The sequence below is a fragment of the Chrysosporum bergii ANA360D genome, assembly GCF_029891735.1.
Taxonomy (GTDB): Bacteria; Cyanobacteriota; Cyanobacteriia; order Cyanobacteriales; family Nostocaceae; genus Umezakia; species Umezakia bergii.
This window is the reverse complement of sequence record NZ_JANQDH010000012.1, coordinates 127160-144441: the sequence shown is the minus strand read 5'-3', so window position 1 is coordinate 144441 and position 17282 is coordinate 127160. Positions and strand designations below refer to the sequence as shown.

The window sequence follows — 17282 nt, the reverse complement described above, 5'->3', positions numbered from 1 at the left end:
AGTTATTTGATAAACTGCTTTTAAATTAGCCAATGTTTGACCAGAAGCGAATAAAATAACTTCATCACTGGGACTAAGTACGAGTTGAACCCCTCCATCACTATAAAGCAAGTAATTTTCTTATATGGATTTATACTTACTTTTGGGAGACTTAAATTAACCTGATTGACTCTGGGGAGGGTAATTTGGGTTAACTGTACATTTAACTAGTACCAATACATTTTAAAACATCACCTATAGCTATTCAGCAGCTAGACTTTTAGCTACACTTTTAGAATATAGCTTAGGGGCTGGTGGTTTCATCTATCTTGGGGATCATACTGTGATGAGAATTTTTTGTAGTTATATTGACAAAATAATGGATTTCTTAGCTGTGAATGCTAAAAATATGATAAAGTATCAATTTATATGAAGATTCTATGAGGTATATGTTAAATATTTGTGAAAAATTAGTAATTAAAAATTAACTAAAAATTAACTAAAAATTAACCAAAAATTAACATTTACGATGAAAATAGCCACTTGGAATGTCAACTCAATTCGTATGCGCCTGGAACAGGTGATATTTTGGTTGGATGAAAATCCAGTTGATGTGCTGTGCTTACAGGAAACTAAGGTTGTAGATGGGGAGTTTCCGCGATCGCCCTTTGAAGAATTGGGATATTATGTTTATTTTTCCGGTCAAAAAGCTTATAATGGGGTAGCCATGATTAGCTGTCAACCGTTAATGGATGTGAGCGCTGGTTTTACGCCGACTTTACCTAATATTGAGCCGGTGTGCGATGTGCAGAAGCGAGTGATAACGGGGGTAATTGACGGTATACGTATTGTAAATTTATATGTCCCTAATGGTTCAGCTGTGGGGAGCGAAAAGTATGAGTTTAAGCTGGCCTGGCTGGGAGTGTTACGGGAATATTTACAAACTCTGTTAGTGTCAGAAGCTGCAATATGTGTGTGTGGAGATTTCAATATTGCTCTAGAAGCGGAAGATATTCACGAAAAAGTCAATGCAGAAAATCACATTATGGCTTCGGAAGGGGAGCGCCGGGCTTTAAGAGATGTTTTGGCTCTGGGGTTTGCTGATGCTTTTCGCAAGTTTACTGCTGGGGGGGGACATTATAGTTGGTGGGACTATCGGGCTGCTGCTTTTAAGCGGAATATGGGCTGGCGAATTGACCATCACTATCTCACTCCCATGTTGTATAAACGGGCTAAAAGCTGTGTTATTGACGTTAACCCCAGAAAATTACCGCAACCGAGCGATCATACACCTGTGATTGTGGAATTTTAGATTAGGGTGTAAGTGGAATTTATCAGGCAAAATTTTTATGTTTCTGGTAACTGGAGCAACGGGGGGAATTGGTCGCCGAATTGTGCGACTCCTACGCCAACAAGAAAAGTCAGTGCGAGGATTTGTGCGTCTGACTTCACGTTACAGCGAGTTAGAACACCGAGGGGCAGAAATTTTTATCGGTGATTTGCGACAAGATCAAGATATTGAAAAGGCTTGTCGGGGTGTTGATTATATTATCAGCAGTCACGGTTCTGATGGCGACCCGCTGGCTTTGGACTATCGGGCTAATATTAAACTAATTGATGAGGGAAAAGCTAATGATGTGAAGCATTTTGTTTTTATTTCGGTACTGGGGGCTGAACGGGGTTATGAGGATGCTCCTGTGTTTAAGGCTAAACGAGCGGTGGAACAGTATTTAGAAGCTAGTGGTTTGAACTATACAATTTTACGTCCGGCTGGATTAGCATCAAATTTACTACCCCTGGCTGAACGGTTTCGGGAGACGGGTTTGTATTTGCTGATTGGCGACCCGAAAAATCGCACTTCTGTGGTGAGTACAGATGATTTAGCCAAAATAGCTGTGGATTCTGTCACGGTGGAAGGGGCAAGGAATCAAATATTACCAGTGGGGGGACCGGAGATTTTATTGCGTGAGGACATTCCCCGCATTTTTGGTCGCATCTTTAATAAAGAACCGGTGGTAATCAATTCACCTTTGTTTGTTGTGGATGGTTTCCGGGGTGTTTTGGGTTTATTTAATCCGGATGCACAAAAAACTTTAGGAACTTATCGCACGTTACTGTCCAATGAGTTTTTCTGTAGAAAAGAGGAAGTAGCTAATTTAGAGGGAATTTTCAATTTTCATTTGGAAAGTTTAGAAGATTTTCTGCGACGATATCTTGCAGTTTGAATTAGCGACTAGGGGCTAGGGGGTAGGGTGGATCAGGATATTTTTCTGGCTTCCTAGTCCCAGTCGTCAGTCCCAAAAATGGTAGAAAGTTTGATGAAATACTCTTTAATGGCTAATGCTGCTCAAGCACGACAAACAAAACAACAATTTGCTAAATCAGAAGACCAGTTGTCTTATGAATTGGGTAAGGCTGTACAGGAGTTACCGCCTTTATATAGTAGGGTGTTGGCGGGAACACTTAGCTTAGTGGTGTTTGGCGCTATAGCTTGGGCGAATTTCTCTCAAATAGATGAAGTTGCTACTGCACCGGGGGAGTTAATCGCTTCTAAACAAGTGCGACCGGTGACATCTTTGGGCGGTGGCTCAATTGTGAAGGTGAGGGTAAAGGAAGGCGATTATGTGACTAAGGGTGAAGTTTTAATTCAACGTGATCCCGATTTGAAACAAATAGATACAGCCCGCTTGGCTGAATCTGCTAAGTTGATTAGGGAAGATTTGGAGCGGTTGCAAGCAGAACGCATTGGTACAACTACAGCTGGGACAAAGTTACAAGATGAATTGTTACAGTCCCGTCTCTCGGATTATCAAGCCCGTCAAGCTGGGACGGAGGCGGAAGCAAATCGCCAATTAGCAATTGTTGCTCAAGCTAAACAACGCCTGAAACGATTGCAGGAAAATTTGGTTAATGCTCAAAGTAGCTGGGAAAATACCCAAGCTCATTTGGTGAATGGGGAAAATGTGGTGGTAGAAGTGGCGAAAAATGTGGCGATCGCTCAAGAAAGAGAAAAAAATCTTAGTACTTTGATTACTCCTGGAGCATTACCTAGAATTGATTATTTAGAGGCTCAAGAAAGATTGAACCGTGCTAACGCGGAAATGATCAGAGCCAAGGATGAGGTAATTAATGCTAAGAATAACTTAACAGAAATTAAAGACAGAATAGCCTCCTTAAGAAGAGAGATTGCTGCTCAAAGCCAAGAAATTCGCCAAGGTGAACAAGCTTATGAAGGGGTGCGCCAGCAGGTGCAGCGTTTAGCATCTGAGCGGCAAAGTGAGATTTTAACTCAGATCAAACAGCGTCAAGAAGAACTTAATCATATTAATGCTCAACTGGAACAAGCGAGAAAACAGCAAGCTGGAGAAACAATTACGGCTCCAGTAGCGGGTACAATTTACGAAGTTAAAGCTACCCAAGGTCCTGTACAACCTGGTGAGGAGTTGTTGTCAATTTTGCCTGCTGGGGAGGAGATTTTATTGGAGGTTAAAGTACTCAACCGGGATATTGGGTTTATTCGTCCAGGGATGACTGCAAAAGTGAAAATGGCAACTTTTCCTTTTCAGGAGTTTGGCACTATTGATGGTAAAGTTGTGCAAGTTAGCCCTAATGCAGTTGTTGATCAAGAATTGGGCTTGGTTTTTCCTACGAGAATAAAGTTAAGTAAACACTCAATGAATGTGCGGGGAGAAGAAGTTATTTTTACTCCCGGTATGGTTGCGAATGGTGAAATTGTCACGCGTCAAAAATCTGTTTTAACTTTCATCATCGAGCCTGTAACTCGGAGATTTAGTCAAGCTTTTTCTGTGAGGTAGTTGGTGAACTGCTAGTTTTAGCTTTTCGCAAACACGTGAGGTACAAATGTAAATGATCGTCTTGTAGTGAGAGCATCCCTTGACTATACTTGGACTAGGCTCACTACAAGTCCTACTTGCTAATAATGTACCTCACTTGTTCAAGATTCGCTATAATTAAAAGCTGGGAAAAAATCTTTTAAAATCTTCTATTTGCTGCTGTAACTGATTAAGAATTTTCTCGATATCTGTCAACTCGATATTTGTAAAATATTGGTTATTTTTATCAATGTCATCACTATTGAAAATCCTATAATCTCTATGGTCATATCGGAATTGTGTTTGGGTTCCTGGATTCAATGATGAATTTTGAGGGAAAATTAAGGAGGTGAAAGGCCAGTTAGAGGCTGGTAATTCAAAATTAATTGCAGTGGTTGATGTACTATTATATACCGTCTCTGCAATTGCTTGAGAAACTACGGGTCCGATATTGAAAAAACTAGAGGTTGCAATTGGGGTACTATTTCCAGCTGTTTCTATGATCATTTGCCGGATTTCGGCATCAGTCAAATTAGGATTAGCATTGAGCATTAAAGCAACTACACCGGCAACGTGAGGGGTAGCCATAGATGTACCACTATATTTAGCATACTTTCCCTTAGTAACTGTAGAATAAATGCTAACTCCTGGAGCGGTGACGTAGGATAATGGGTTGATACCGGCTTTATTAGAGAAGTCAGCCATTTGATTGTTACTATCAACTGCTCCTACTGCTAATCCCCACTTGTTGGCATACTGAGCCGGATAACCGGGAGCCAAGTAACTGCTGTTACCTGCTGCCATGACAACCACAGCACCTTGCTTACTAGCATATTCAATTGCTGCTTCTAGGGTACTGTTGGGGGAATTACTGCCTAAACTGAGATTAATGACTTTAGCGCCATTATTCACAGCATAGTAAATACCACGGGCAAGGGAACGTGTGTTGCCGGATCCTTTGTCATTCAAGACTTTAACTGGCATAATTTTAGCATTGTGGGCAATACCTGTAATGCCAAAACCGTTATTCTCTGCGGCGATGGTTCCGGCTACGTGAGTACCATGACCATTAATGTCTCTGATGTTGTTATTATCATCAGTAAAATTCCAGCCTTGGAGATCATCAATATAGCCATTGCCATCGTCATCTATACCATTACCGGGGATTTCTCCGGTGTTAGTCCAAATGTTATCATTCAGGTCTCGGTGGTTATAGTCAACGCCTGTATCTAATACAGCAATTATCACACCTTCGCCTGTGTATCCTTGGGCCCAGGCTGATGGTGCTTTAATTAAGTTTACGCCCCAATTATTACGACCGCTAAGGTCCGGAACATCGGGGATGGTGTTGTGGTTAGCTACTCTGGCTACTGCTGCGCCGGCGTTAACTAAGCCATAGCCAGAATCGTTATTATAGTTAGGAGTCCGGACGGATATTGCAGTCAGATCACAGTCTGGATTAAGGCTACTGTGACTATTGAGACTGAGGCTATGGTTATTGTCAATGGAAAAGGTATCTAGTGAGGAGATGGGGTTGGTGTATAGGCTGTTATGAGGAAACGAATTTTCGTTAATGTTAATATTCTCGTTAATATTATTGGGCATATGTTTTTTATCCTCAAACAAAGTATTTTTTGGGGGATACGGGGATACTAATTTCTAAAGGGTGCTTGGCATCCCTTGAAGACAAAATACTATGAAACTAAATCATAAAATGACTTTTGTTTGACAAAGCATGATGGTTAAAAATGTAATTGTGCTAATTTTTTTTCGGGATATTGTTCAGTAATGTATAGCTAACAAGTAAGTTTATATGTTGGCTTGCTGTCGTTGATATAGTGACCAGTACAACCCTTTTTGTTGTAATAAGTCTAAGTGAGTACCGCGTTCGGCAATTATGCCTTGTTCTAGGACTAAGATTAAATCAGCACGTTTGAGGGGTGCGAAGCGGTGAGCAATTAAAAAAACGGTGCGATGAGCGGAAATTTTTTGTAAGTTTTGTAAAACTTGCTGTTCAGTTTCACTGTCTAGGGCGCTGGTGGCTTCATCTAAGACTAAAACTGGTGCTGGGGAAAGAAATAATCTGGCTAGGGCTATGCGTTGTCTTTGTCCCCCTGATAAGGCTGTACCTCTTTCTCCCACGTTGGTTTCGTAACCGTAGGGTAGTTGAGTAATAAAATCATGTGCTACGGCTAATCTAGCAGCTTCTACTACTTGTTCTGGACTAACATCGGGATGACCAAGGGTGATGTTTTCGAGGATGGAACCGTTAAATAAAAAATCTTCTTGAAGAACTACACTAATTTGTTGTCGCAGTGAGGCTAAGTCGGCACTTTTAATATCAAAGCCGTCAATGAGGATACGTCCTGATTCAATTTGATACAGGCGTTGTAAGAGTTTGGAAAGGGTACTTTTACCAGAACCACTGCGGCCGACAATACCTATAAATTGCCCTGGTTCTACGCGGAAGGAGATGCCTTTGAGGACTGGTTCAAGGTGTGGGTGGTAGCGGAAAAAGATTTGCTCGAAGGTAATTTGACCTTTGAGGGGGGGGAGAACTAAACCTGTGCCAATTTCTGCTTCTGGGGCAATGTTGAGAATGTCACCAATGCGGTCTACGGAAAGTAGTACTTGTTGGAGGTTTTGCCATAGTTGCACTAGGCGCAAGAGTGGCCCGGTGACTCTCCCGGATAGCATTTGAAAGGCAACCAGCTGACCAATGGTTAAGTTTTGCTGAATGACTAATTTGGCTCCAAACCAGAGAATGAGTAGGGAGGAGAAGCTGGTGAGAAAGTTAGCAATATTACTGCTAATGTTGGAGGTGGTGGAAGCTTTAAAACCTGTGCGGACGAAACGAGCAAATAAGCCTTCCCAGCGTTGGCGGGCTACTGGTTCGGCTGTATGGGCTTTGACTGAGTGAATACCTGTGACTGTTTCTACAAGAAATGATTGGCTATCGGCGCTGCGGTTAAAGGTTTCGTTGAGCCAGTTACGCAGAATTGGTGTAGAAGTGATGGTCAAGGCGGCAAATAATGGCAGTACGGCTAAGGCTACGAAGGTGAGTTGGATGTTGTAGTAAAACATTAATATTAGGTACAGTAGGGCGAAGATGCTGTCTAAAATTACGGTTAATGCTGTACCTGTGAGAAATTGGCGGATTTGTTCTAGTTCTTGAACTCTGGCTATGGTGTCTCCTACTCGCCGGGACTCAAAATAAGCTAAGGGTAAACGCATGAGATGGCGAAACAGTTGGGCGGATAGGCTTAAGTCTAAACGACGGGCGGTATGAGTGAAAATAAATAGCCGGAGAATGCCCAGTATGGCTTCAAATGAGGCTATTAATAACAGTGCGATCGCCATGACATCAAGGGTGGGCAAACTTTGTTGCACCATTACTTTGTCAATGACTACTTGAGTAATTAGTGGTGTACCTAGTCCTAACAGTTGCAAGGTGAAGGATGCAAGCAATACTTCTGCTAGAAGTTGCCGGTATTTCCACACTGCGGGGGTGAACCAAGTTAGGTTAAATTTTTCTGGCTGTGATGCAAGTTCAACTTGCCAGAGTCTACCATCCCATGCGGACTCAACTACTGATTTAGGTAGGGTATCACAACCATATTCATGGTTGAGGGGATTGGCAATAATCAAGTGAGATCCTTTGAGACCATAGGCTACTACCCAGGAGGGAGGGGGTGATGGGTCGGGTTGCCATTGTAGTATGGCGGGAAAGGATAATTGCCGCAGGTCTTCCCAACTAACTTGTAGTTTTCGCAGGACTAACCCTAATTTTTCGGCTGCTTCTACTAGATTTTTGGGGTTTTGTCCTCTCAGTTGACGTTGTACCCATTCTAATTTGACGGGATGTTCTAAGTGTTGGGCTACCATGGTTAAACAGGCTGCTGCTGTGTTCCCATGGGAAATAAAGGGATAGGGGGATGTGACTACAGGTGAGGTTTCTGGTGTTTTATAAATCTCTGGTGTTTGGTTCTTCTCCTGGTTTTCTGGTGGAAGTCGCCAACACTCGGCAATTTGGGGAGTGGAATATTCTGCCCATAGGGTTGTGTTCCAACGTACTATGATTACTTCTTTGCTGGCTGCTACGGCTTTGTAATCTACAGCCTGGTCATATAAATCGCCAAACCAGTCTCCTGTTTGTAGGGTGACTAATGGTTTACCTTGTTTTTCTTCCCGCAAACGGACTTTACCGGTGGAGATGAAAAACTGATAACCACTTGCTGTGGTTGACCAAATTTTTTCTCCTAGTCGATATTGACGGACTTCGGCTTGATTTTGCAGTTGGGTTTGTTGTTGGGAAGTCAGGGAAGATAAGGGGGGTTGATTCCATGGTATGGAAGCTAAGGCGTTTTGTAGAGATTGATGATCAAGGGATTTTAGCTCATTTGTAGTTTGACTGTCAGCTTTTGAATTTTCTCCACTAGCCATTGCTCAAATAGTTCGTTTTGTAGTGCTTGTTTGAGTTGCATATCTTCTAAAGACGCTGGCAAAAATTGTTCGACTCGAAATAAGCCATAACGCCTGTCGATTTCTGTGGGTCCGACAATTTGCCCAGGAGTGGCTATATCAATTAATGCTCTTAATTGATCTGGCATTGTTCCTCGACTGACTGGCCCCATCATACCATTAAAAATCCGGTCTTCTGTGAGTGAATATTCTCTTGCTAGTTTCTCAAAACTACCTCCTTCTTCTATTTGGCTTTGCAGTTCTTCAGCTATTTCTCGATTGTCAACTACAATCCGGGAAACTATCAGCTTATCTAAAAAAATTTTCCTTTCTATAAAGTATTCTGGGATTTTTGGTTCTGTAATTAAAGTTTTGAGTTTTTCTAGTTTAAAGCTGAAGGCGATTGATTCGTAAAAGGTGGGGTAATCTGTAGCATTTTGTTGTAACCATTGTTGAAAAGTTTGGGGGTCGTTTAGTTGATTTTTGATGCGGAAGTCAATAATTGTCTGTTCTGTTAAGGCGGGGCTGATTTGTATGTCGTCTCGCCGTTGTATTTCTTGTTCAATGACATACTGACGGAGAATCTCGCCTATGAAGTTGGCTAATTTTCCAGAGGCTTGGAGATATTTTACTGCTTGGTTTATAAAAATTGGCTGGTCATTTACTATCAAAAATGATGAAGATTCCATGAACTAACTTGATAAGGAATAGCTAAAGTTGGATATATTACTAAATATATTATATTAATCTAAAAATTCGGTATGATTTACATCAATATCATTAATGTAAATTTAAAAATATAGGAATTGTTTACCTAAGTATTTACTAATACTAATTCTCTGGTAGGATGCCCTGTGTTGTGATTTAAGGTCAATAATTATAGCGGTTTTTACGCTTAGTGAGGTACATTATTAACAAGCAGGATGCTTGTGCTACAAGACGATAATTTACACGATAATTTACATTTGTATCTCACGGGTTTAAGAAATGCTATAAGCTAGAAATTAGGAAGTGGTAATTTTCCAGATGAGGGCAAGAAGGATGGCGGCGATCGCACCGATGAAAGTATTAAAAATATTTACTACTTCATTGGTGAGCCAACTATATTTAGATTGCAATGTTGCGCCAATGACGCTTTCTAAGTTGGTAGCGATAAATGCTGCTAATATACACCAGGCTATTCCTAATAAATCTATTAATCCAACTACCCAACCTAAGCAGGCCATGGCAATTGAAGCGAGGATACCGGCTGTTGTTCCTTCTAAACTGACTGCTCCTTCTGTACCGGGGGGTACTGGTTGTAGTGTGGTAATTAAAAAGGTGCGTTTACCGTAGGCTTTACCGACTTCGCTGGCGGTGGTATCAGAAAGTTTGGTGCTAAAACTGGCTACATAGCCCAATAGGAGCAGGAATTGGGGACTGGGGAGGGGAGATTGGTTACTGGTTGTCAGTAGTCCTGAATTGACAATTCCTACTCCTAATGCACATAAGGCTGCGGTGAGGGCTGAACCCCATACATTTTCTGGACCTCTGGCTCCAGAACGTTTTTCAGCTATTCCCGCTTGTTGTTTTTGTGCCATACCAATACGTGTGACACCGGAACCAACTAAAAAATAAAATCCTACCACTAAATATCCTTGCCAACCGAGTGTCACCCAAATGAGTACACCTAGTAACCAGGCGTGAATGATTCCTGCTGGGGTGAGTAGCTTTTTAGGGGCAATCCATACTAGGGCTAATAAAATAGTATTCAATCCTATGGCTACTAACCAGGGATTTACCAAGTAAATGAAGGATAACATGAGCAATAAATCATGAGATGTGTTGCGAGAATATCAACAGATAAAAAACCTTTGCTAATTGAGGAAAGGATTAATTTAAGATTATATCAGGTATAAAATTATTTCACTATAACCGGGATTTAACATTTACATTTCCCCTGGTTGAAACACGGGGTATTCTCAACTGATGTTGTTACGCGGTCATCAGACACGCTACGCAAAGTTTACGATATGATTGATTAAGTCATATTGTTTTGGGAGCTTGATACTCCCCTACTCACGTTGACTAAGATTATACTTAGCTGTGTGACTACTTGAGTTGGCATCTTATGGGTTTTTCACCAATTTGTGGATGCTTTTTTTGATTTTATAGCGGTTTTCGCTGCTTAGTGAGGTACATCATTGAACCAGGTTTTATTTCATATTGCTTTTCCTGTAACTGATATTGCCCAAACTAAAGCATATTATGTGGATGGTCTGGGGTGCATTCCTGGGCGTGAAAATTCCCAAGGGCTGATTCTTAACCTTTATGGTCATCAGTTGGTAGCCCACGTCACTAAAGAAATTCTCTCGCCGCAAAGGGGTATATATCCCAGACACTTTGGACTGGTTTTTCTTCAAGAGGGTGACTGGGAGGAGTTACTGAAAAAAGCTGATCAGCAACGGCTGGTTTTTCGGGAATTGCCTAAAAGTCGCTTTGTTGGTTCTATGTTGGAGCATCGCACTTTCTTTTTAGAGGATCCTTTTTATAATTTGATGGAGTTTAAGTATTACCGTTACCCGGAGGCGATTTTTGGTAGTTGTGAGTATGGGGAAATTGGGGACGGGGCTTAATTGGCTCGGCTAAAGCAGATGCTACTGCGGCTAAGGTTCTGGAATCTGTTAACATCCAAGGATGCAGGGCTACTGACAGTATGACTTCTTTTCCTACGGGCATTTGTGAACTATTGGCGGGGACTATCATTAAATCATAGGGTGTCCAGATTGAGGTAAAGTTTAGCTGTCCTAACATGACAGCATCGGTGTTTAGGTCTTGGATAAGTTGACTGTTGGGGCGCATTTGCAAGCAGCCTTGACGTTGAGAGGCGTAGGCGATGAGGGTTCCATGATGAGGTGAGGAAATGGTGATGAACCTTTGTATACGGTTAATTCCTCCTAGGCGTTGAATGTAGTAACGGCTGACAATTCCTCCCATACTAAAGCCGACTAAATCAATTGGTTCTTGTGGGGCAAAGGTGTTGATGATATAGTCAGCTAGTTGCTGTGCCAAGATATCAAGACCAACAGCACCATTGTTGGGCTGTAGATCAAGGGTATACACCGACCAGCCTAATTGTCTGAGATAACTTGCCATTTTATTAAAAACTGCTCCTGTGTCTTCTATGCCATGTATTAATAAAACGGAGTTAGGCTGTGGTTTTTTGGTGTTCATCTCACAAGTTAGTTTAGGGGAACAAGTTTGTCAAAAAATTAACTTTTTATGTCTAATTTTTTGGGCAGTGTGTGTTAGCCCAAACAAAAAGTGTTAATTTTGATTAAGCATTATTTCAGAATCTTGCTCTTGGCTACCGAAAAATTTAATAATTATTTCTTGGTATCTACAAGTTGCGAGTGCTTGCACTAAAGAGTGAAAACTATTTACTCTGTGGTTTTACTACAGCGTTAATTAAGTAGATAATTATAAAGGGTTGTTACCCTGATGGCATAATTGCCGCAAAAAAATGTAATATTTTGCTTTGGTTTTTTTGAAGTTTATCAAAGAGGGGAGAAGTTCTCATGTTCGGTTTTATCAAAAAATTAATCTCTGGTATTTTAAGCTTCATCGCTGGGTTAATACCTGGTGGTAAGGGTGGTGGCTACTACTTGGAGTTGGATGAGTCAGCGGATGAAAAGGCAAAAGAAAATACAAATAATAGGGCAGAAACACCAGTAACTGCACCTGTTACCCAAAGCAATGTTGCGAAGGTAGAGCCATCAAAGAATGGGAAGGCTCCTGAAGCTAAACCAGCACCAGCAGTTACAGCAGCTGTGTCTGACGGTATAAAAGCGCCAACTGGGGAAACTACTTTTGCACCTCAATATCTTGTTCCTTCAGCTTCTGGGTCTAATGGTCGTCGTCGTCCAGGTGCGAATATGACTTCTTTCCTAGATATGGCTGGTAAAATGAAAACTGCTAAATGAGGTTTTTTCGTTGGTGATTGGTCATTTGCAATATGACACTCCGACGGCTAAAGGCCAGTGAGGGTCTGTGATTTGATGATGTGTTGTAGTGCGAGCATACTATGGCTATACTGTGCGACTACGCTGAGTACAAGTCTTGCTCGCTACTGTTGAAAAAATTTTGTTTAATCTAAAATCTAAAATCTAAAATCTAAAATCTAAAATCTAAAATTCACAAGCGGCTGCAATTAAGGTTAGTGCGACTATTGGGGCTGTGACTGCTCGCAAGATGCGATGACCAAGGGAAACTGGTTGAAATCCTAGGGCGATCGCTTGTTGTATTTCTGTTTGGGTCCATCCTCCTTCTGGACCTGTGGCGATGAGGATTTCAGATGTATGGGATTGAATTGCTTGGTGTAAATGTTGATGGTGTCCACGGGCTTGACAAATATAACGCTGTGTTGCGGTGTTGGTGGTGATAGCTGTACTAAAGGCTAGGGGGGATAAGATGGTGGGAACGAGGGAGCGTTCTGATTGTTCGGCTGCTTCTGTGGCTATGCGTCGCCAACGTTCTAGTTTTTGGGGGCTGGGATTTAGTAAGGTGCGATCGCTTAAGACAGGGGCAATACAAGATACTCCTAGTTCTGTAGAATACCTAACTATTTCATCAAACCCGTTGCCTTTGGGTAGAGCTACCATGAGGGTGATGGCTATGGGTAGTTCTGTTGCTGGGGTAAGTGTTTCTAAGATGTGGGCTTTTTCTCCTTGTAGTTCTGCTAACCACCATTTTCCTTGACCATCCATAGCAATGAAGCGATGACCTGAACCCAGGCGCAGAACTCGCCCTAAATAATGTTGTTGTTCTTTGCTGAGGGTAATGATATTTGCTTGTATTTGAGAGGGGGCGATGGCAATTCTTTGTAGTTGTGCCATGTTAGGTTTAATTATTTCAGGCTAAAAGGTATAAAAAAACTACTCTCTCATTATAATTATGGAGAGTAGGTAGGATAGAAATAAACAGCAAACTTGTTTATGACGAGAGATTGTTAAAGTAAGCTTCTAGAGCTTCGTTGACTAATTCTGTCATGGGTCTGTTTCTATTGGCGGCTGCTTCTTTTAGTTGTGCGTATACTTCATCCCGGATACTAATGCGATGGCGGGATTTACTGGCGCTAGTAGTTGGGGGTTGGTAAGTGGCGGCAAATTCCCGCAGGGCATCAAAACCAAGGCGATGGCAAAAGTCACCAAAGCTTTCTTGATGTTCGCGAAAATTCTTGAAGTATACGAAGATCGGCTCTAAAAAGCTTTCTAGATCGTTCTGATGTAGCTTGTCTATGTAAGGTTGGGCTAGTCGTGTTTGATCTGGGGAACCTCCCAGCCAAATTTGATAAGATTCGGGGGCGCTACCGACAAAACCTAATTCTGCCATGTAGGGACGGGCGCAGCCATTGGGGCAGCCTGTCATTCTTACCACAAATTTTTCATTTTGTAAACCCAATTTATCTAAAAGGGTGCGAAGCCGGTCTAGGATACTGGGGATGATGCGTTCTGATTCGGTGATGGCCAAGCCGCATGTGGGCAAAGCCGGACAGGCCATGGCATGACGTACCAAAGGTTCTATGGTGCTGGGGTCATCAAGGATGCCGCAATTATGCAAAATTTCCTGGATGGCTGGTTTATTTTCTGGCTCGATGTCGTAAAAGATGATGTTGTGGTGGGGTGTCAAGCGCATGGGTAAGTTAAATTGCTCAACAACTTGTCGTAAGGCGGTTTTCAGTTGAAATGAACCTTCATCTTTGACGCGGCCGTTGTCAACGGAAATGCCTAAAAATAGTTTACCGTCGCCTTGTTCGTTCCAGCCGAGGAAGTCGTAGTATTTAAATTCTGGTAGTGGTTTAAAGGGGGCGACTGATTTACCGAAATATTTTTCTATTTGGGCGCGGAATTGATCTACACCCCATTCGTGAATTAAGTATTTTAGTCGAGCATGACGACGGTCGCTGCGATCGCCATAATCTCTTTGGGTAGCTACGATGGCTTTAACTAAATCATAGACTTCATTTTTGTCTACATAGCAAATTTCATCTGCTACTCTGGCGAAGGTTTCTTCTTTGTTGTGTGTTCTACCAAAACCACCGCCGGCAAAAACGTTAAATCCTTGTAATTCTCCTTCTTCGTTGGTAATTACTACTAAAGTCAGGTCTTGGGAGTATAGGTCAACTGAATTATCACCTGGTACGGTCACGCAAACTTTGAATTTGCGGGGCATATAGTGAGTGCCATAAATGGGTTCTTCATTGTTATGAATAATTGTGCCGGTGCCGTTACGCTGTCTTGCGGCTTTGACTTCTGGGTTTTCTTCGGCAGTAATTATTTTTTCTCCGTCTAACCAAATTTCGTAATATGCGCCGCTTTGGGGGGTGAGTAGGTCGGCGATGTGGTTGGCATATTCCCAAGCATATTGGTATTCTGGGCGATTTTTGAAGGGTGCGGGTGGAGCCATGACGTTACGGTTGACATCACCGCAGGCGCTCAAGGTGGAACCCATATTTTTAACTATGGTGGCGATGGCGGCTTTGAGATTCTTTTTTAAAATCCCATGCAATTGAAAGCCTTGACGTGTGGTAACTCGTAGTGTGTGGTTGCCGTATTCTTCGGATAAATTATCTAAAGCCAGATACAACTGGGGGGGTACGAGTCCGGCGGGGTTTCTGGTCCGGAGCATAAACTGATAATCTTTCTCCTGTCCCTTGACGCGATTATCACGGTTATCCTGCTGGTAGGAACCATGAAATTTGAGAATTTGTACTGCTTCTTCGGTGAAGTGAGTTGTATCTTCTAGGAGTTGGGTGGCTAGGGGTTCGCGTAAGAAATTACTTCTTTCTTTGATGCCTTCTACTTTGGAAGGCTGATGACGATTGGCGAGTGGGGCAGGAGCAGATTTAACCATGAGAGTTTTTATAGTGTTCTCGATAAGGCCTCGGTGGAGGCCGAAGGACTTTTTCGGCTGAGTGATTCCCGGTAATTTGGTCGGGATAAGAGAGTTAGTCCAATTTTAACACGGCAAAAAGCCGGTTTTATCAGTGATTTACTAGAATCTAAAACCGACTTTTGATTAAGCTTTGTGAGTAATTGAGTTTTTTTACCTGAAGCGGTAACCTATACCACCATTAATACTGACAGCAGAGGCTGGGCTATTTTCGTAGGCACTAATTCCCACTTTGGCGTTGGTATAAACCAGGAAATTATTGGCTACTTCCCTTTCTACTCCTGCACCCACTACTACAGCATCTTTGTTGCCTAGGGGAGTGGGTGATCCATTTTGCTCTACAAAGGAGTAACCGCCGGTGATAAAGGCGTTGGTCCCATGAGCAATGGGCAGGTCTACGGAAACTTCTGGGATGATTGTAGTCGTCTCATCATTCCAAAGGACGTTACCCCGGGCTGACAATGGTGTATTGCCTAATTTGACCCGCCCGGTGAGATTACCACCAAAGTTAGCAGCATCATTGTTTTGTCCGCCATTGGTAACACCTGCTGCAACGCCTGCGCCAATATAACTGGCATTTGTCCCTTTTTTGGGTTGAGCAGAGGCTTGACCTGGATTAATAATAAAAGGAGCAACTAAGACGGAAGACAATAGAGAAATTGCCGCTACGGACTTGAGTATATTGTTCATAATCTTGCCAAAAATTTGTTGGTTTTGCTTATACATTAGATGTCGAAAATAGTATAAAAATGTTTCCAAATAATTTTTATTTTTATTTTTATAGTAGTTATTTATGCCATTGAGATGTAATTGCGGTAAGGGTTTGGGGTTGTTAATGGTTTTTGCTCTGGGGTTGATTATCTATGGTGAATGAGGGTGTAAGTCTAAACTGAAAATCTTTATATTTCTGGGTTGTTTTGTTGCTATCCGGATTTTTTTTGATATTAGCGAGTGGAGGAGGTGTCCGGGGTGAAAAAATACTTTTTTTGGTTGTTGGGTAAGATTGATTTTTCTGTGTTGTGCCTGTGATCTGGTTTTTCACATAGGATCAAATCAGAGGGTGTAGCAGATATGGCAACAAGATTTGGTGGTAATCTATAAAGTTAAGTTTTGATAATGCTGAGGGAGAGTAAATAATGCTAACCGCTACAAAAACATTGTCTGGTTTGATGGGTTTATGTGTCGGTGATGCGTTGGGTGTACCGGTGGAGTTTACTAGCCGGGCTGAAAGAATGAAATCTCCGGTGACAACAATGCTGGGTTATGGGACATGGAATCAACCGCCGGGAACTTGGTCTGATGATAGTTCTTTAACATTTTGTTTGGCGGAAAGTTTGTGTAGGGGGTATTCTTTGGATGCAATTGCCAATTCTTTTTGGCGTTGGTATAAGCAGGGTTATTGGACTCCCCGAGGCGAATTGTTTGATATTGGTGCAACTACTCATGCGGCAATTATGCGGCTGAAACAGGGGGTTTTACCTGAACAGGCTGGGGGTAAGGTGGAGAATAGCAATGGTAATGGGTCTTTGATGAGAATTTTACCCATGGCATATTGTTATCAAAACGTAACTTTTCCGGAGTTGATAGATCGGGTGCATGATGTTTCTGCTATTACTCATGGTCATGTGCGATCGCAAATGGCCTGTGGTGTGTATATTACTATTGCGGTAGGTTTGCTGGAGGGGGCTAACCCAGAAACAGCTTATTTACAAGCATTAGACAAAATCCCATCTGTTTATTCTCAAAGAGAATATATTTTAGAAAGACCGCATTTTCGTAGGATTTTCAGTGGTGAAATAGCCAATGTACCAATAGAGGAAATTAATTCTGGGGGATATGTGATTGATACTTTGGAATCTTCTCTGTGGTGTTTGTTAAATACTTCCTCCTACCCGGAGGCGGTGCTGAAGGCTGTTAATTTGGGTGGGGATACGGATACTACTGCGGCGGTGACTGGGGGGTTAGCGGGGATTTACTATGGTGTGGAAAATATTCCCCAGGAATGGATTGATAAAATTGCCCGCAAACGAGACATTATTAATTTAGCTGAACGTTTTGCAGGGCTGTTGATGTTCTGAT

14 protein-coding genes are annotated in these 17282 nt (G+C 42.1%); 6 read left to right on the top strand and 8 right to left on the bottom strand.

Going from position 1 to position 17282, the window contains the following annotated elements; all coding sequences use genetic code 11:
• Positions 1-508 precede the first annotated feature (508 nt).
• The 3 genes from xth (at position 509) to NWP17_RS01600 (ending at position 3794) form a co-directional block, all read left to right on the top strand.
• The gene (xth, locus tag NWP17_RS01610; RefSeq protein ID WP_280653166.1) at positions 509-1291 is read left to right on the top strand and encodes an exodeoxyribonuclease III; all 783 of its coding nucleotides are present in this window, start codon (positions 509-511) and stop codon (positions 1289-1291) included.
• A gap of 37 nt (positions 1292-1328) precedes the next feature.
• Positions 1329-2204 (top strand): SDR family oxidoreductase, encoded by an 876-nt coding sequence (locus NWP17_RS01605; RefSeq protein WP_280653165.1) that lies wholly within the window; start codon positions 1329-1331, stop codon positions 2202-2204.
• Between the two features lie 93 nt (positions 2205-2297).
• Positions 2298-3794: a beta-barrel domain-containing protein gene (locus NWP17_RS01600; RefSeq protein WP_280653164.1), complete on the top strand. Its 1497-nt coding sequence runs from the start codon at positions 2298-2300 to the stop codon at positions 3792-3794.
• A 156-nt stretch (positions 3795-3950) separates the two neighbouring features.
• Here NWP17_RS01600 and NWP17_RS01595 read toward each other — a convergent pair whose 3' ends face one another.
• From NWP17_RS01595 to NWP17_RS01580, 4 genes are all read right to left on the bottom strand, one after another.
• Positions 3951-5417, bottom strand: coding sequence for a S8 family peptidase (locus NWP17_RS01595; protein WP_280653163.1), 1467 nt, complete (start codon positions 5415-5417; stop codon positions 3951-3953).
• Positions 5418-5621: 204 nt separating this feature from the next.
• Positions 5622-8255 carry a peptidase domain-containing ABC transporter gene (locus NWP17_RS01590; RefSeq protein ID WP_280653162.1) on the bottom strand — a complete coding sequence of 878 codons (2634 nt, stop codon included), beginning with the start codon at positions 8253-8255 and terminating at the stop codon, positions 5622-5624.
• Positions 8204-8962 (bottom strand): peptidylprolyl isomerase, encoded by a 759-nt coding sequence (locus NWP17_RS01585; protein WP_280653161.1) that lies wholly within the window; start codon positions 8960-8962, stop codon positions 8204-8206. The genes NWP17_RS01590 and NWP17_RS01585 overlap by 52 nt, the downstream gene beginning before the upstream one ends.
• 315 nt (positions 8963-9277) lie before the next feature.
• Positions 9278-10075 (bottom strand): TIGR00297 family protein, encoded by a 798-nt coding sequence (locus NWP17_RS01580; RefSeq protein ID WP_280653160.1) that lies wholly within the window; start codon positions 10073-10075, stop codon positions 9278-9280.
• Positions 10076-10456: 381 nt separating this feature from the next.
• On the opposite strand from NWP17_RS01580, the gene NWP17_RS01575 reads away from it, so the two are divergent.
• Positions 10457-10888, top strand: coding sequence for a VOC family protein (locus tag NWP17_RS01575; protein WP_280653159.1), 432 nt, complete (start codon positions 10457-10459; stop codon positions 10886-10888).
• Here the strand turns inward: NWP17_RS01575 and NWP17_RS01570 are convergent.
• On the bottom strand, positions 10818-11486 hold the full coding sequence (locus NWP17_RS01570) for a lipase family alpha/beta hydrolase (protein ID WP_280653158.1): 669 nt from the start codon (positions 11484-11486) through the stop codon (positions 10818-10820). The two genes, NWP17_RS01575 and NWP17_RS01570, sit on opposite strands and share 71 nt — an antisense overlap.
• Positions 11487-11830: 344 nt before the next feature.
• Between NWP17_RS01570 and NWP17_RS01565 the strand changes: the two genes are divergently transcribed.
• Positions 11831-12235 (top strand): hypothetical protein, encoded by a 405-nt coding sequence (locus NWP17_RS01565; protein WP_280653157.1) that lies wholly within the window; start codon positions 11831-11833, stop codon positions 12233-12235.
• A gap of 204 nt (positions 12236-12439) precedes the next feature.
• Here NWP17_RS01565 and NWP17_RS01560 read toward each other — a convergent pair whose 3' ends face one another.
• The 3 genes from NWP17_RS01560 to NWP17_RS01550 all read right to left on the bottom strand — a co-directional run bounded on the left by NWP17_RS01560 (position 12440) and on the right by NWP17_RS01550 (position 15893).
• Positions 12440-13147 (bottom strand): 16S rRNA (uracil(1498)-N(3))-methyltransferase, encoded by a 708-nt coding sequence (locus NWP17_RS01560; protein WP_280653156.1) that lies wholly within the window; start codon positions 13145-13147, stop codon positions 12440-12442.
• 97 nt (positions 13148-13244) lie between these two features.
• The gene (gene sir / locus NWP17_RS01555; RefSeq protein ID WP_280653155.1) at positions 13245-15164 is read right to left on the bottom strand and encodes a sulfite reductase, ferredoxin dependent; all 1920 of its coding nucleotides are present in this window, start codon (positions 15162-15164) and stop codon (positions 13245-13247) included.
• A gap of 192 nt (positions 15165-15356) precedes the next feature.
• On the bottom strand, positions 15357-15893 hold the full coding sequence (locus NWP17_RS01550; RefSeq protein WP_280653154.1) for a hypothetical protein: 537 nt from the start codon (positions 15891-15893) through the stop codon (positions 15357-15359).
• A 446-nt stretch (positions 15894-16339) separates the two neighbouring features.
• On the opposite strand from NWP17_RS01550, the gene NWP17_RS01545 reads away from it, so the two are divergent.
• Positions 16340-17281 (top strand): ADP-ribosylglycohydrolase family protein, encoded by a 942-nt coding sequence (locus NWP17_RS01545; RefSeq protein WP_280653153.1) that lies wholly within the window; start codon positions 16340-16342, stop codon positions 17279-17281.
• The last annotated feature ends 1 nt before the right edge of the window (position 17282 follow it).

What these genes read in the sequence shown, in the direction of transcription:
- sir (WP_280653155.1), bottom strand. Translation starts at nt 15,164, where the DNA reads ATGGTTAAATCTGCTCCTGCCCCACTCGCCAATCGTCATCAGCCTTCC.
- xth (WP_280653166.1), top strand. Translation starts at nt 509, where the DNA reads ATGAAAATAGCCACTTGGAATGTCAACTCAATTCGTATGCGCCTGGAA.
- NWP17_RS01570 (WP_280653158.1), bottom strand. Translation starts at nt 11,486, where the DNA reads ATGAACACCAAAAAACCACAGCCTAACTCCGTTTTATTAATACATGGC.
- NWP17_RS01590 (WP_280653162.1), bottom strand. Translation starts at nt 8,255, where the DNA reads ATGGCTAGTGGAGAAAATTCAAAAGCTGACAGTCAAACTACAAATGAG.
- NWP17_RS01565 (WP_280653157.1), top strand. Translation starts at nt 11,831, where the DNA reads ATGTTCGGTTTTATCAAAAAATTAATCTCTGGTATTTTAAGCTTCATC.
- NWP17_RS01600 (WP_280653164.1), top strand. Translation starts at nt 2,298, where the DNA reads ATGAAATACTCTTTAATGGCTAATGCTGCTCAAGCACGACAAACAAAA.
- NWP17_RS01580 (WP_280653160.1), bottom strand. Translation starts at nt 10,075, where the DNA reads ATGTTATCCTTCATTTACTTGGTAAATCCCTGGTTAGTAGCCATAGGA.
- NWP17_RS01605 (WP_280653165.1), top strand. Translation starts at nt 1,329, where the DNA reads ATGTTTCTGGTAACTGGAGCAACGGGGGGAATTGGTCGCCGAATTGTG.
- NWP17_RS01550 (WP_280653154.1), bottom strand. Translation starts at nt 15,893, where the DNA reads ATGAACAATATACTCAAGTCCGTAGCGGCAATTTCTCTATTGTCTTCC.
- NWP17_RS01585 (WP_280653161.1), bottom strand. Translation starts at nt 8,962, where the DNA reads ATGGAATCTTCATCATTTTTGATAGTAAATGACCAGCCAATTTTTATA.
- NWP17_RS01545 (WP_280653153.1), top strand. Translation starts at nt 16,340, where the DNA reads ATGCTAACCGCTACAAAAACATTGTCTGGTTTGATGGGTTTATGTGTC.
- NWP17_RS01560 (WP_280653156.1), bottom strand. Translation starts at nt 13,147, where the DNA reads ATGGCACAACTACAAAGAATTGCCATCGCCCCCTCTCAAATACAAGCA.
- NWP17_RS01595 (WP_280653163.1), bottom strand. Translation starts at nt 5,417, where the DNA reads ATGCCCAATAATATTAACGAGAATATTAACATTAACGAAAATTCGTTT.